This window comes from Bacteroides sp. 3_2_5, from assembly GCF_000159855.2.
In the GTDB taxonomy this organism is placed as follows: Bacteria; Bacteroidota; Bacteroidia; order Bacteroidales; family Bacteroidaceae; genus Bacteroides; species Bacteroides fragilis.
The window spans coordinates 1,783,524-1,798,227 of the sequence record NZ_JH636044.1; the positions used below are offsets into that span (position 1 = coordinate 1,783,524).

Below are 14,704 nucleotides of genomic sequence, written 5' to 3' on the forward strand. Positions count from 1 at the left end.
TTTATTGATATGCTAGATAAGATTACAGCTACTATTGTTACATATAAGAATCCTGATTCTGTTTTATTGAAAGCTATCAATAGCTTTTTGAATACAAAGATAGAAGTACGGTTATATATTATTGATAATTCTCCCACAAATTATTTAAAAGATATTTCTCATGATCCTCGGGTAGAGTATATTTTTATGAATTCGAATAATGGCTTTGGAGCCGGACATAATGTTATATTGAGAGATCCTGAAAAGATGGGAAAATATCATTTAATACTAAACCCGGATATATCATTTGAGGAAGGGACTTTGGAGAAGTTATATGATTACATGGAGGGTAAGCCGGATGTGGGAAATGTAATGCCTAAGGTTATTTATCCTAATGGGGAATTGCAATATTTATGTAAGCTTCTTCCTACGCCAAAAGATTGGATAGTTCGTATGTTTCTTCCTATTAAAAGCATCAAAAACAGAATTGACTATAATTTTGAAATGAAGTTTGCAGATTATGATAGAGAAATGAATATTCCTTATTTATCAGGTTGTTTTATGTTTCTTCGGAAATCTGTGATAGAAGGAATTGGAGTGTTTGATGAAGGTATTTTTATGTATGGAGAAGATACAGATCTAAATAGGCGTATTTATCGGAAATACAAAACGATGTATTATCCTCAAGTAACTATAACTCACCATTTTGAGAAAGGATCTCATAAAAGTTTACGTTTATTGTGGATACATGTAAAGGCTGCTATTTATTATTTAAATAAATGGGGTTGGTTCTTTGATAAAGAAAGAAGTATAATAAATATAACAGTGAAGCAACAATATATTAGAAAGTAATGATAGATAGAATGAATCTTCTTTTTACAGGTGCTTCTGGCTTCTTGGGGTATAATGTACTTCCATTATTGAAGAAAAAGTACTCAGTAGAAACTATAGGACTAACTTCTCAGGATGATTATATAGTGAATTTAGCAGCAGAGATTCCTAAGTTGGCCGGAAAATATGATGTTATATTGCATGTTGCAGGAAAAGCACACTCTTTGCCTAAGACGGAGGCAGAGAAACGACTTTTTTTTGATGTGAACCTTCAAGGGACTAAGAATTTGTGTACTGCTTTGGAACAAAGTGGCATTCCGAAGTCATTTATTTTTATTAGTACTGTTGCTGTTTATGGTTGTGATTCGGGTGAGAATATCACGGAAGAATATCCTTTGAATGGAACAACTCCTTATGCTCTGAGTAAGATCAAGGCGGAGAAATATCTGGAAGAATGGTGTGCCATGCATAATGTGAAATTAAGTATACTTCGTCCTTCTTTAATTGCCGGTCCTAATCCTCCGGGAAATCTGGGAGCAATGATCCATGGTATTGAAAATGGTAAGTACTTAAGTATTGCCGGGGGAAAAGCCCGGAAAAGTGTTCTGATGGTTCAGGATATTGCAAATCTTCTTCCTATGTTAATAGAAAAGGGTGGGATATATAATGTTTGTGACAGTTACCAGCCGAGTTTTCGTGAGTTGGAGATGGTGATATGCAAACAATTGAATAAGAAGTTACCTTTGTCTATTCCTTATTGGTTTGCTAAAAGTATGGCCGTTCTTGGTGATTGTTTTGGGGAAAATACACCAATAAACAGTTTAAAACTTCGCAAGATCACAAACTCTTTGACTTTTAGTAATGAAAAAGCAGTGCGTGAACTTGGGTGGAAGCCTATGAATGTTCTGAAAAATTTTCGGATAGAATAAGGAGGTGCTCTAAATGGAAATTTTTCTTTGGATTATAGGAATCTTAATAGGAATTCTTTTTTTTGTCTTTTTAGGACTTCAACTTTGGTTTTATTTCATTAAAAAGAACGAATAGTTTATGTACTATCTGATAATCTTAGTTCTGCTATTTCTGGCAGAACTTTTTTATTTTCATATTGCCGATAAATATAATATTATCGACAAACCGAATAAACGGAGTTCGCATACCCGGATTACACTGCGGGGTGGAGGAATTATCTTCTACTTGGGTGCATTGGCTTATTTTCTGACAAATCAGTTTGAGTACCCTTGGTTTATGTTGGCTCTCACTCTGGTGACGGTGATCAGCTTTGTAGATGATATCCGCTCCATATCACAAGGACTTCGTCTTGTTTTTCATTTTACGGCGATGGGCTTGATGTTCTATCAGTGGGAGTTGTTTACTCTTCCCTGGTGGACTGTAGTTGTGGCTTTGATCACATGTACAGGGATTATCAATGCCTATAATTTTATGGATGGAATTAATGGAATCACGGGGGGATATTCGCTGGTTGTACTTGGATCTTTGGCGTTTATCAATCATTGGGTTGTTTCGTTCGTTGAACCGGGTTTGATTTATACCATGCTGTGTGCGGTGCTGGTCTTTAATTTCTTTAATTTCCGTAAGAGGGCAAAATGCTTTGCCGGTGATGTGGGGTCGGTCAGTATTGCTTTTATTATTCTGTTTTTAATCGGTAAGCTGATAATCGATACGGAAGATTTTAGTTGGATTGTGCTTCTGGCAGTATATGGAGCAGACAGTGTGCTGACTATTGTCCATCGATTGATGTTGCATGAAAATATTGCTCTGCCCCACCGGAAACATTTGTATCAGATAATGGCTAACGAACTGAAGATACCTCATGTCGCGGTGTCATTGACCTATATGGTGGTGCAGGGCGTAGTTGTGGCGGGATACCTGGTATTACGGGAGTACGGATATGTATATTTGGCAGGAAGCATATTGCTGTTGAGTATATTATATCTGTTGTTCATGAAGAGATTCTTTCATCTGCACCAGTTTTGAGTTAGTCGGTGGTGGGAAATAAAAAGAAAGGCGACTTGATTGCAAGCCGCCTTTCTTTTTATTTAATCTCAAATTCTTCCTTCATATCAATCTCTTCTCCATGTGAATCGTAGAATACGTATTCAAGAAAAGCGAGTTTCTGACTCGGAATAATTTTAATACCAAATCCGTATTTCATCTGCCATTTGCGTTTCAGCGACATAAGTCCCTGATTCAAATAAGCAGCCACATACGGGTGGATGTGCAGTGAGAATTTCTTTATCTTCAGTTTATTGACCAGATAATCAATTTTACTCTCCAGTGTGTCCGTAAAGAGGATGGACGATTTGATGGTGCCTTTACCAAAGCAAGTCGGACAGGTTTCTGTAGTGTTCACGTCCATGGCCGGGCGAACCCGTTGGCGTGTAATTTGCATCAGTCCGAATTTGCTTAAGGGCAGAATGTTGTGACGCGCCCTGTCTTTTTGCATATTGGCACACATACGTTCGTAAAGCTTCTGACGATTTTCGGCTTCATTCATGTCGATGAAATCCACCACAATGATACCACCCATATCCCTTAGTCTTAACTGGCGTGCCAACTCATCGGCAGCTCCCAGGTTAACTTCGAGTGCATTACCTTCCTGTCCGTTGGCATTCTTGGTGCGGTTACCGCTGTTCACGTCTACTACGTGAAGCGCCTCAGTGTGCTCAATAATCAGGTAGGCACCACTCTTGTAGGATACTGTTTTACCAAAAGACGATTTAATCTGTTTGGTGATACCAAAATTGTCATAAATGGGAAGCTGACCTTTGTATAATTTGACAATGCCTGCCCGTTCGGGGGCAATCAGTGTCACATAATCCCTGATTTCGTTGAATACCGCTTCGTTGTTGACGTAGATATTTTCGAACGAGGGATTGAAAAGGTCGCGTAACAAGGCTACGGCACGGCTGGTTTCCTCATAAATCAGTGTAGGAAACTTTGTAGCCTTTTGTACCTTGGTGATACTTTCTTCCCAGTGCTTCAGCAATACTTTAAGCTCTCCGTCGAGTTCGGCAACACGTTTGCCTTCTGCCACTGTGCGTACGATCACTCCGAAGTTTTTCGGTTTGATGCTCATCAGTAACTGTTTCAGGCGCGCACGTTCTTCGCTCGATTTAATTTTTTGAGAAACGGAAACCTTATCATTAAAAGGAATCAGTACCAGATATCTTCCTGCAAACGAGATTTCGGAAGTCAGGCGTGGTCCCTTGGTAGAGATAGGTTCCTTTACGATTTGCACCACTACTTCTTGTCCTACCTTTAATGTATTGGCTACAGTGCCATCCTTGTCAAGGTCGGGAAGCAGGGTTGCTTTCGAAATGGGATTAAGCTTTTTTTTGTCGCTTAAAGTCTGCTTTACGTACTTTTCGAGTGAGTTAAATTGAGGACCCAGGTCTAAATAATGAAGGAAAGCATCTTTCTCATAACCGACATCCACGAAGCAAGCATTCAGTCCGGGCATCAATTTCTTGACACGGCCTAAATACATATTGCCCACCGAAAAAGAAATATTTCTTCCTTCGCTTTGAAGTTCCACCAGACTCTTGTCCTCAAGTAGGGCGATGGATACTTCTTTGGGCTGTACGTCTACTACTAGTTCGCTTGTCACCTCTATTTCCTATATTATTTAATTTTGTAAAAAATGAACGAATAACTCAATGGGTTTGTTCATTCAATCGGGCATTTAAACAAAGAACAAACTCGAAAGACATAGCTTCACAAGTTTGTTCTTTATTTCTGTCCAGATTCAGACTAAAAATTACTTTTTGCTTTTATGTCTGTTCTTTCTTAGTCTTTTTTTACGCTTGTGCGTAGACATTTTATGTCTTTTTTTCTTCTTTCCGCTTGGCATAGCTTCAAAATTTTATGGGTTAATACTCTTGTTTATTATTTCTTTACCGAAAGGGTGAATGTCTTAGCTGGTTTGAACGCCGGAATGTTGTGTTCCGGAATGATGATAGTCGTATTCTTAGAAATATTACGAGCGGTTTTTTGAGCTCTTTTCTTTACGACGAAGCTACCAAATCCACGGAGGTAAACATTCTCGTCCTTAGACAAAGAATCTTTCACTGCATCCATAAATGCCTCAACTGTTGTAAGTACTGTTACTTTGTCAACACCGGTGTTCTTTGCAATTTCGTTTACAATATCTGCTTTAGTCATTTTTCCTTAAAAAAAATATTATTACTATGTTCTTTCTAATTTTTTGGACTGCAAATATATAGCTTTTTAGTCTCCCAAAAAAATATATCCCGAACAATTTTCTAAAAAAGTCGCTTCATTAAGCTTTCTTAGTTCGTAATTAAACGAAAATGACTACTTTTGTGCAAGGATAAAGTTAACAAAAAGTAGAATCCGTCCAAAAAGCATGAACCGGAATTTCAGCAATGCAATAGAGAATTGGTACAAGGAATATAAACGTGAACTTCCCTGGAGGGATTCGGCAGATCCGTATGTAATATGGATATCGGAAATCATTCTTCAGCAAACGCGTGTGGTGCAGGGGTACGATTATTTCGTCCGCTTTATGAAACGTTTTCCCGATGTCGCCACTTTGGCCGAGGCGGATGAAGACGAAGTGATGAAGTATTGGCAGGGACTGGGCTATTATTCGCGTGCCCGTAATTTGCATGCCGCCGCCAAGAGCATGAATGGGGTATTTCCGAAAACTTATCCTGAGGTGCGTGCCCTCAAAGGGGTAGGGGAGTATACAGCCGCTGCCATTTGTTCTTTTGCGTATAACATGCCTTATGCGGTGGTCGATGGAAATGTATATCGAGTGCTGTCGCGTTATTTGGGCATCGATACTCCGATTGATTCTACAGAAGGGAAAAAATTGTTTGCGGCTGTGGCGGATGAATTGCTGGATAGAAAGAACCCCGCATTATACAATCAGGCTATTATGGACTTCGGAGCGATCCAATGTTCTCCTCAAACTCCCAACTGCATGTTTTGTCCATTGGCTGACAGTTGTGCGGCGCTGGCAAAGGGGACAGTGGCGGAGCTTCCGGTCAAGCAGCACAAAATAAAAACGACCAATCGTTATTTCAATTATATATATGTACGCATGGGCGTGCATACTTTCATAAATAAAAGGACGGGAAATGATATATGGAGAAATCTGTTCGAGCTTCCGTTGATTGAAACTCCGGTTGCTGTTTCGGAGGAGGAATTTTTGGCACTGCCCGAGTTAAAGGCATTGTTTGCCTCCAAGGAACTTCCGGTAGTCCGTTCGGTTTGCCGGGACGTGAAACACGTGCTTTCCCACCGGGTGATTTATGCCAATTTTTATATAGTAGATCTTCCGGAAGATAGTCATTCGTTTGCTGCTTATCAAAAAATAAAGGCTGAAGAGCTGGAACAATATGCCGTCTCAAAATTGGTGCATGCCTTTATAGAGAAATACATCGATTGAAATAGAAACTGAATATATTTTGTTGAATTATAAATATCTAAAATTATGAAACGACCTTACTTACTATTAGCCTGTCTTTCTCCCGTAGCTTGCCTGATGGCCGCAAGTGGACAAAAAGGAGGAAAAAACAAACAGAAGGTGAATGACCGACAACTGCCGAATGTGGTGTTTATCTATGCAGATGATTTGGGATATGGCGATCTGGAATGTTATGGAGCTAAAAATGTACAAACTCCTAATGTTAACCGTTTGGCATCCGAAGGTATTCGCTTTACTAATGCGCATGCTACTGCGGCTACCAGTACTCCTTCACGTTACTCCATGCTTACGGGAGAATATGCCTGGCGTCGTCCGGGAACGGATGTAGCAGCCGGAAATGCCGGAATGATTATCCGTCCGGAAGATTACACGATGGCCGATATGTTTAAAAATTCCGGTTATGTGACTGCTGCTCTCGGTAAATGGCATTTGGGACTGGGAGATAAAAGCGGAGAGCAAGACTGGAATGCTCCACTTCCCGCTGCATTGGGGGATTTGGGATTTGACTATTCATACATTATGGCTGCTACTGCCGACCGTGTGCCCTGTGTATTTATTGAAAACGGAAAAGTGGCAAACTATGACCCGAGTGCCCCTATCGAAGTCAGCTACCGCAAACCTTTTGAAGGAGAACCTTTAGGGAAAGATCATCCGGAGCTGTTGTATAACCAGAAACACAGTCATGGACATGATATGGCTATCGTAAACGGAATCGGCCGCATCGGTTATATGAAAGGGGGAGGCAAGGCTTTATGGAAAGATGAAAATATTGCCGACTCGATCACTACACATGCCATCAACTTTATTCGCGAACATAAGGATGAACCGTTTTTTATGTATTTTGCAACGAACGATGTGCACGTTCCACGCTTTCCACACGAGCGTTTCCGTGGTAAGAATCCGATGGGGTTGCGCGGAGATGCCATTGTACAGTTCGACTGGAGTGTAGGGCAAATCCTGGAAACACTTGACAAGCTGGGGCTTTCTGAAAACACATTGATTATTCTTTCCAGTGATAACGGTCCTGTTGTGGATGATGGTTATCAGGATCGTGCAGAGGAGCTGCTCAACGGGCACAGTCCGGCAGGTCCGCTGCGTGGCAACAAATATAGTGCTTTCGAAGGTGGAACCCGTATTCCCGCCATTGTGCGCTGGCCTAAGAAAATTACTCAGCCGCAGGTGTCGGATGTATTGGTTTCACAAATCGATTGGCTGGCCTCTTTAGCTTCCTTGGTTGATGCAAGGGTTCCCAAAGGAGCGGCTCCCGATAGTTTTGACCGTCTGGGCAACTGGCTGGGAACGGATTCTACCGACCGTCCTTGGGTGATTGAGCAAGCCTCTAACCACACACTGTCAGTACGTACCAAGGACTGGAAATACATTGAACCTAACGACGGTCCTCACATGATAACCTGGGGACCTAAAATAGAAACGGGTAATCTGAGCATTCCGCAATTGTATGACATGACTAAAGATTATGAACAGGAGAATCTTGCAGAGAAGAATCCAGCCAAGCTTTTTGAATTGCAAACCATTTTGAGAAAAGTGCGCAATAAAACTTATAGAGCTTTATAAAAGTTGTAACAATTCTTGCATTCTATTGTTATTCTATTTAATTTTGGCAACGAAATTCGGTATTTAGAAACATAAAATTCTGAGAATATGTCAGTAAATAAAGTGATATTGATAGGAAATGTCGGAAAAGACCCTGAAGTGAGATATTTGGATACAGGTATTGCTGTAGCCAGTTTTCCTCTGGCTACGACCGACCGCGCATATACTTTGTCGAATGGTACACAAGTGCCCGAACGGACCGAATGGCACAATCTTGTCCTTTGGCGCGGACTGGCAGAAACTGCCGAAAAGTATGTACATAAAGGTGATAAGCTCTATGTGGAGGGGAAAATAAGAACCCGTTCTTATGATGACCAGAATGGGGCTAAACGCTATGTTACCGAGATTTTTGTGGATAATATGGAAATGCTCACTCCGAAAGGTACCGGTTCGGGATCGTATGCTCCGGCACAGCAGCAGACTGCTGCTCCCGTGAGACCTCAATCGCAACAACCGCAGCAACCGGTGTCTTCGCAAGATAATTCGGCGGATGACCTGCCGTTTTAATGGTTAATGGCTACAAGTTAAGAGTTAGAATTGCCATCCGGCATCTAACCTTAACTTGTAGTGATAACTTTTAGCTGACAACTTGTGGCACATGATTTGCATGTAGCTACTTATTATTAACTTAAAACCAATATTTTGGACCCAGACGCTTATTTATGCCAATTGGCAGAAATTTTTAACGGAATATCCGTAAACACACCTTCATTATCGGCAATAATAGCCATTATTCTGGCAGGTTTGCTCCTGCTCGCCTCGGGCTTTGCTTCGGCATCCGAAATCGCTTTCTTCTCACTTTCGCCTTCCGATCTGAATGATATAGAAGAAGGCAATCATCCTTCTGATGGGAAAATCAGCAATCTGCTCGCAGACTCCGAACGTTTGTTGGCAACCATTCTTATCACAAACAACTTTGTGAATGTTACCATTATCATGCTCTGTAACTTCTTCTTCATGAATGTCTTTGTCTTTCATTCGCCTCTTGCAGAGTTTTTGATACTGACTGTTATCCTGACTTTCCTCTTGTTGCTTTTCGGAGAGATTATGCCTAAGATCTATTCGGCCCAGAAGACATTGGCTTTCTGCCGTTTCTCCGCTCCGGTCATCTATATGTTGCGTAAAGTATTTGCTCCTATCTCTGCTGTGTTAGTACATTCTACGGCTTTCTTGAATAAACATTTTGCCAAAAAGAATCACAATATATCGGTTGACGAACTTTCTCATGCCCTTGAACTGACCGACAAGGCCGAACTTACGGAAGAAAATAATATACTGGAAGGCATCATTCGTTTTGGTGGCGAAACAGCCAAGGAGGTTATGACTTCCCGCCTCGACGTGGTCGATCTTGATATACGTACTCCTTTTAAAGATGTAATTCAATGTATTATCGACAATGCGTATTCCCGTATCCCCATCTATTCGGGCACACGTGATAATATCAAGGGGGTACTTTATATCAAGGATTTGTTGCCCCACCTTAATAAGGGTGACAATTTCCGTTGGCAGTCACTGATCCGTCCGGCGTATTTTGTGCCGGAAACTAAAATGATCGATGATCTTTTACGCGATTTTCAGGCAAATAAGATTCATATTGCCATTGTTGTGGATGAATTCGGGGGTACATCGGGAATTGTGACAATGGAGGATATCATTGAAGAGATCGTTGGGGAGATTCATGATGAATATGATGATGAAGAGCGTACCTATACGGTGATTAACGATCATACCTGGGTGTTTGAGGCTAAAACGCAGTTGACCGATTTTTATAAGATTACGAAGGTCGACGAAGATGATTTTGACAAAGTAGATGGAGATGCCGATACACTGGCCGGACTGTTGCTCGAGATAAAGGGAGAATTTCCGGCACTCCATGAGAAGGTTCTCTATCATCGATACGAATTTGAAGTGCTGGCTATGGATAGCCGGAGAATCCTGAAAGTGAAGTTTACCGTTAACGAGCCTTCCACAGAGGAAGAAGCTTCCTGATATCAGCTTTTGCCATGGCTTTGTTACGGGAATATAAAGAAATTGCTTATCAGTGGGGAATCTGGAAAACAGAAGAGTCCCCGGAAGAACTTTTGGCACTGTTGCCCGATCCGGAAAGATATGAGCAACAGTTGACGCTCTTTTCTTCACCTCATCGTAAATTGGAATGGCTTTCCGTACGTGTATTGCTATATCAGTTGCTGGGGGAGGAAAAGACAATTGAATATGCTCCCAGTGGCAAACCCCATTTGGCGGATTCTTCTTATTTCATCAGCATTTCTCACACTCGCGGCTATGTCGCAGTTATACTGAGTGCCGTGTCCGAAGTGGGAATCGATATCGAGCAATACGGGCAGCGGGTGCACAAGGTCGCTCATAAATATATGCGTCCGGACGAGTTGATTTCTGAATATCAGGGAGAAGATACCTGGTCTTTACTTTTACATTGGTCAGCAAAAGAAGTGATGTTTAAGTGTATGGATACTTCAGAGGTCGATTTTAGGGAGCATCTTCGCATCATGCCGTTCCAGGTATGTGAACACGGGGAGTTTCCGGCGGAAGAATACCGTACGGAACATAAGAAGAAGTTCATGATCCGCTATTTGCTGCATCCGGACTTTGTGATGACGTGGCAAGTGACATCTGCGTATTCCGTGAATGAATGTGATATTATGAAGAAAATGCAATGATAAAGCGTATCCTATTATTGGCGATCGTTATTGGGGGTGGTATGACAACCGTTGCTCAAAACAGCATAGATACTTTGTTTATGTCTGTCAGTCAACGTTTGTCCGGGCATCCCTCTGAACTCATCTATTTGCAGACCGGCAAAGATATATATGAAACGGGAGAAGATTTATGGTTTAAGGCCTATCAATTGGATGCCAAATCGTTCGCGCTGTCGGAACAAAGCGAAACGCTCTACTTGCAGATGCTTAATGATAAGGATAGTGTGGTTTGGGCCGAAAAGTATCCCATAGAGAAGGGGATTGCTGAGGGCCATGTATATATAGATACAAAATTATCGGAGGGCAATTATCGGTTGGGAACCTATACCCGCCACTCATATTATAATGATACGACCGGAATATCTCCGGAACGTAAAATCAGGATAGTCAGGAATATCGCTCTTGATTCTTTGCCGGAGCATCGAGAGAAGCCGGGTGAGTTCCGGTTCAATCTTTTTCCCGAAGGAGGAAATCTGGTCTCAGGTTTACCGTTCCGTTTGGCGTTTAAAGCGACGGGCAGCGGAGGATGTCCGGTCGATGTGGAAGGAACATTGTATCAGGATGAAATTCCTGTTTTGTCTTTTAAAAGTAGCCACGATGGGATGGGAGTCATACCTTTTACTCCTTCCTCCGGCAAAGAATACCGGATAGAGCTGGCGAACGGGTATAGTTATGCTTTACCTGAAATCTATCGGCAGGGGATGGGGCTCCGGTTATCCGGGCGGGACGGGAAACAGCTTGAATTCCTTATTTCCCAAACGGAAGGATTGTCCGATCAGGAGGTATATCTCGTAGGACAGATGCGAGGAACCGTCTGCTGTGTGGCAAAAGGGTTGCTGAAAGATCGTTTGAAAATGAAGATACCTCTTTCGGAGTTTCCTTATCAGGGTATAGCGGAGTTTACCTTGTTCAATGCGGCTATGCAGCCTGTGGCGGAAAGGTTGGTATATGTGCATCCGGAAAAGAAGCTTCATATTGATATTGTAACGGAGAAAGAGAGCTATGTTCTTCGGGAAAAAGCTACATTGAAAGTAAAAGTGACAGATGATAATGGACAGCCCGTGAAAGCCGATTTGGGTATCAGTGTGTTTGACAAAGCATACAGCAATCCGGATGACCGGGTGAACATGCTGGCTTATTGTTATTTGTCATCACAGATACGTGGTGCTGTCTGCCGGCCGGCTTATTACTTTGACGAGAAGAATGCTGATCGTATGCAGGCAATGGATCTGTTGTTGCTGACTCAGGGGTGGAGGCGATACGTCTGGGAACTTAACGGAACGGTCCGTCATGGCGAGATGTTTTTGAGGGATGATGTAACGGGAATTCAGACCTTGGGCAGTAAGAAGAAAAGTAAAGGAACGGGAGGTGCTAAACAACTTATTCAGGTTTCGGGCGCCGAAGGAAATTCCACCTATCTGATGACGGATTCCTTGGGGCGTTTTACGGTCGATACTGATTTGATGAAGACACTTCGTGGCGGGTATGTGTATCTGAAACCCATGTTGTCGAAAGAGTTTAAACCTGAATTGGAGATTCAGGATTACTTCCCTGCCATCGATAGCATACGGAGAAAGAAGTCTTTTGACTGCTCGCTGATAAATTGTACACAGAGACCCAAAGAGGAGATTTACGATGCACCGGTCGTGAGTGGTGACAGTACCATTCTGCTGGATGAAGTGGTCATTGCCCGCAAGGCTCGTAAGCCGTTCAGAGATAAGCTTATGGGACGTCTGGATAGTTTGGCTCAAATGAATCTGAATAGTGTCTATGTTTGTACTTCGTGTGGGCTTTTATTGAATTATAATCCGGATTATCAGGGACATCATGCACTGGTGGGAGAAGGTGGATGTCCGGCTAAAGGTAGGAAACAACCGGTTGACGGAGAAACTTATAGGATAGCCAAGTATAAATATTATGGGGACGCAAAAGGTGGGGGAGTCTATTTTAGTGTGGTCGATGCACATTCCGTGGTTTATCATGCTACTGAATTTACCGAAGAGGAACTGCTCCGTATGAATAATATGTGGCGAGTGAAAGGGTATTACGGTAAGCGTGAGTTTTACCAACCGGATGAAATAGATATGCAGTTGCCTGTACCTGATGCCCGCAATACATTGCTATGGGCTCCGTCCGTAGTGACTGACGAAAAAGGTGAGGCTACCGTTTCTTTTTATTGCTCCGACATTAATACCGGTTTTATTGGAGTGGCAGAGGGAGTAGATGGAACAGGACTTTTAGGGACTGATCAATGTGAGTTTAGAGTGATCAGGAGAGCAGACTAAATCTTATAACCGCAGTTTGTGGACGGAGAGGAAATATAAAAGTCGCCGGGAATATCGTTTGAAAGATGTTTCCGGCGATTTATCTTATTTCTTTAGTTTATAACTCAACGCTCCCGACGGACACATTTTGATTTGGGCAATCAGTTCTTCCGTGGTAGCATTCTCCATCTTTATCCACGGACGTTCTTGCGGGTGATATACGTTAGGCAGTGTCTTTACGCAGATTCCGGCATGCCGGCAGAGTTCCGGTTGCCATACAATGGTCAGTTCGCCATTGCTGTATTCTATTTGTTTTCCCATAACTGTTTTTATATTATTGAATGTGAATACCACGAAGTACAATACGCTTCCATTCCGGATGCTTATGTATATATCCCGCAACGAACGGACAGAGAGGAACCAGGCGCAATCCCTGCCGTTCAATGTCAGTGAGAACTTTCTCTGCAAGTTGTGAACCTATTCCGTGTCCTCCCAAGGCGGCCGGTACTTCGGTATGTGTCAGATAGATCTCGCCATTTAAGGATTTTATGTATTCTATCCGGGGAACATAACCTTCAACATGAAATTCATATTGATGTTTTTCTTCATTATCTATCAGTTCATAATTTTCAGTCATAATCTTCTTACTTTTAAATCTTGTTTTATTCTACAACATTTAGAGGATAAACTTTGTTTCCTCCTCTTGTTTATTTATGAATCATTTAAACAATTGGATGACGGGATATAACTTTAACAGATAATAATGATTCATGGCAAAACAAATGTATAATCTTTCTGTTGATATTTGACTTATGCGGAGCAACGGTGCCTCGCTTAAAAAACTACCATAGGGAAAGTATCTCGGTTTTAGGATACTGATTTCTGAGTGATTGAACGAATTGTTTTATATTTAAACTTTAGAGGTTATGAATAGAAGAGTAATACAGATCTTCTGCATGGTAGTTGGCATGGTACTTGCTTCCTCTTGCGGAGACGAATGTCCGGTAGAACAACCTTACTCGGTTAGGGTATCTGTTAAGGACAAGAACTATTTGAATATATCGCAGTTTCCACAGTTGAGCCAGATAGACGAAAATCTGCCTTTCCGGACTTATGCGGGAACTCTCTATTACGCCTTGTACGATGCATCTACCGGAGCATTGATCAGAGAGTCGGCGGTCGTCTCTACGGAAGGTGAAGAAAAGGAATACACCCTTACTTTTCCGGGCGTACCCGACGGTGACTACAAATTGGCCGTATGGGGAAATCTGACCACGGACTATCCCGCCGGTATCTTGCATCAGGATGGGAAGGAACATACGGATATTTATGTGACAAGCGGGGACTTGCATTTCTCTCCCGATTATCAGACAGAAGAATTGACACTGGAACGCACGAAGGGAAAGTTGTTACTGCTCTGTTCAAATTTCCCGTCTGAGATAACACGCATTGAACAGAATGTAAGTCATGTTTATCAGTCGACGGATGCCGGCCTCAACTATTCCGGAAGCACTCAAGTTGACAAAAATGTGCCGTTCACCAGTGTCCTGGAGACATTGCTTGCTCCTACTTCGGCAGAGGGACATTCCAAATTAACTTTGACTTTCTATACCGGTGGTACACGTGCATCAGAAACTCCATATCTGAAATTGCCGGTGATGGAGATGGATATGCGGCGTAATGAAATAACTGCTGTTTCTATAGACTACAATACATCAGAAGGAATCTGGGAAATCAAGATGTTCATCCGTGGAGAATGGATCACGATACATCGCCTGGATATTTTCTGATCACTTTTTCTCTTATCTATTTATTAAACTAAACTT

At 42.0% G+C, this 14,704-nt stretch carries 14 protein-coding genes; 10 read left to right on the forward strand and 4 right to left on the reverse strand.

The features are described from left to right. Window positions 1-9: 9 nt before the first annotated feature. The 3 genes from BSHG_RS10700 (at window position 10) to BSHG_RS10690 (ending at window position 2,805) form a co-directional block, all read left to right on the forward strand. A complete protein-coding gene (locus BSHG_RS10700; RefSeq protein ID WP_008659280.1) occupies window positions 10-831 on the forward strand; it encodes a glycosyltransferase family 2 protein in 822 nt (273 codons plus the stop codon). A gap of 11 nt (window positions 832-842) precedes the next feature. Next, a complete protein-coding gene (locus tag BSHG_RS10695) occupies window positions 843-1,739 on the forward strand; it encodes an NAD-dependent epimerase/dehydratase family protein (RefSeq protein WP_008659283.1) in 897 nt (298 codons plus the stop codon). Between the two features lie 118 nt (window positions 1,740-1,857). Beyond that, on the forward strand, window positions 1,858-2,805 hold the full coding sequence (locus BSHG_RS10690) for an MraY family glycosyltransferase (RefSeq protein WP_008659284.1): 948 nt from the start codon (window positions 1,858-1,860) through the stop codon (window positions 2,803-2,805). Between the two features lie 58 nt (window positions 2,806-2,863). Here BSHG_RS10690 and BSHG_RS10685 read toward each other — a convergent pair whose 3' ends face one another. After that, complete coding sequence (locus tag BSHG_RS10685; RefSeq protein WP_005786352.1) at window positions 2,864-4,438, reverse strand: ribonuclease E/G; 1,575 nt, start codon at window positions 4,436-4,438, stop codon at window positions 2,864-2,866. A gap of 278 nt (window positions 4,439-4,716) precedes the next feature. Then, window positions 4,717-4,992: an HU family DNA-binding protein gene (locus BSHG_RS10680; RefSeq protein ID WP_005776335.1), complete on the reverse strand. Its 276-nt coding sequence runs from the start codon at window positions 4,990-4,992 to the stop codon at window positions 4,717-4,719. 205 nt (window positions 4,993-5,197) lie between these two features. Here BSHG_RS10680 and mutY point away from each other — a divergent pair, with 205 nt between their 5' ends. The 6 genes from mutY to BSHG_RS10650 all read left to right on the forward strand — a co-directional run bounded on the left by mutY (window position 5,198) and on the right by BSHG_RS10650 (window position 12,899). Beyond that, complete coding sequence (gene mutY / locus BSHG_RS10675) at window positions 5,198-6,244, forward strand: A/G-specific adenine glycosylase (RefSeq protein ID WP_008659285.1); 1,047 nt, start codon at window positions 5,198-5,200, stop codon at window positions 6,242-6,244. Between the two features lie 45 nt (window positions 6,245-6,289). Beyond that, window positions 6,290-7,858 (forward strand): sulfatase family protein, encoded by a 1,569-nt coding sequence (locus BSHG_RS10670; protein WP_005795196.1) that lies wholly within the window; start codon window positions 6,290-6,292, stop codon window positions 7,856-7,858. A gap of 87 nt (window positions 7,859-7,945) precedes the next feature. Continuing rightward, entirely contained in the window at window positions 7,946-8,404 is a 459-nt protein-coding gene (locus BSHG_RS10665) for a single-stranded DNA-binding protein (protein ID WP_008659286.1), read from the forward strand. Between the two features lie 135 nt (window positions 8,405-8,539). Beyond that, window positions 8,540-9,886 (forward strand): gliding motility-associated protein GldE, encoded by a 1,347-nt coding sequence (locus BSHG_RS10660; RefSeq protein WP_005786361.1) that lies wholly within the window; start codon window positions 8,540-8,542, stop codon window positions 9,884-9,886. A 14-nt stretch (window positions 9,887-9,900) separates the two neighbouring features. Then, on the forward strand, window positions 9,901-10,575 hold the full coding sequence (locus BSHG_RS10655; RefSeq protein ID WP_008659288.1) for a 4'-phosphopantetheinyl transferase family protein: 675 nt from the start codon (window positions 9,901-9,903) through the stop codon (window positions 10,573-10,575). After that, the gene (locus BSHG_RS10650; protein WP_008659289.1) at window positions 10,572-12,899 is read left to right on the forward strand and encodes a hypothetical protein; all 2,328 of its coding nucleotides are present in this window, start codon (window positions 10,572-10,574) and stop codon (window positions 12,897-12,899) included. Before BSHG_RS10655 ends, BSHG_RS10650 begins: the two co-directional genes overlap by 4 nt. A gap of 84 nt (window positions 12,900-12,983) precedes the next feature. On the opposite strand, the gene BSHG_RS10645 is transcribed toward BSHG_RS10650, so the two are convergent. Next, entirely contained in the window at window positions 12,984-13,199 is a 216-nt protein-coding gene (locus tag BSHG_RS10645; RefSeq protein WP_008659290.1) for a (4Fe-4S)-binding protein, read from the reverse strand. 13 nt (window positions 13,200-13,212) lie between these two features. Beyond that, window positions 13,213-13,515: a GNAT family N-acetyltransferase gene (locus tag BSHG_RS10640; RefSeq protein ID WP_005786368.1), complete on the reverse strand. Its 303-nt coding sequence runs from the start codon at window positions 13,513-13,515 to the stop codon at window positions 13,213-13,215. A gap of 289 nt (window positions 13,516-13,804) precedes the next feature. On the opposite strand from BSHG_RS10640, the gene BSHG_RS10635 reads away from it, so the two are divergent. Continuing rightward, window positions 13,805-14,668 (forward strand): FimB/Mfa2 family fimbrial subunit, encoded by an 864-nt coding sequence (locus tag BSHG_RS10635; protein WP_008659291.1) that lies wholly within the window; start codon window positions 13,805-13,807, stop codon window positions 14,666-14,668. Window positions 14,669-14,704: the final 36 nt, after the last annotated feature.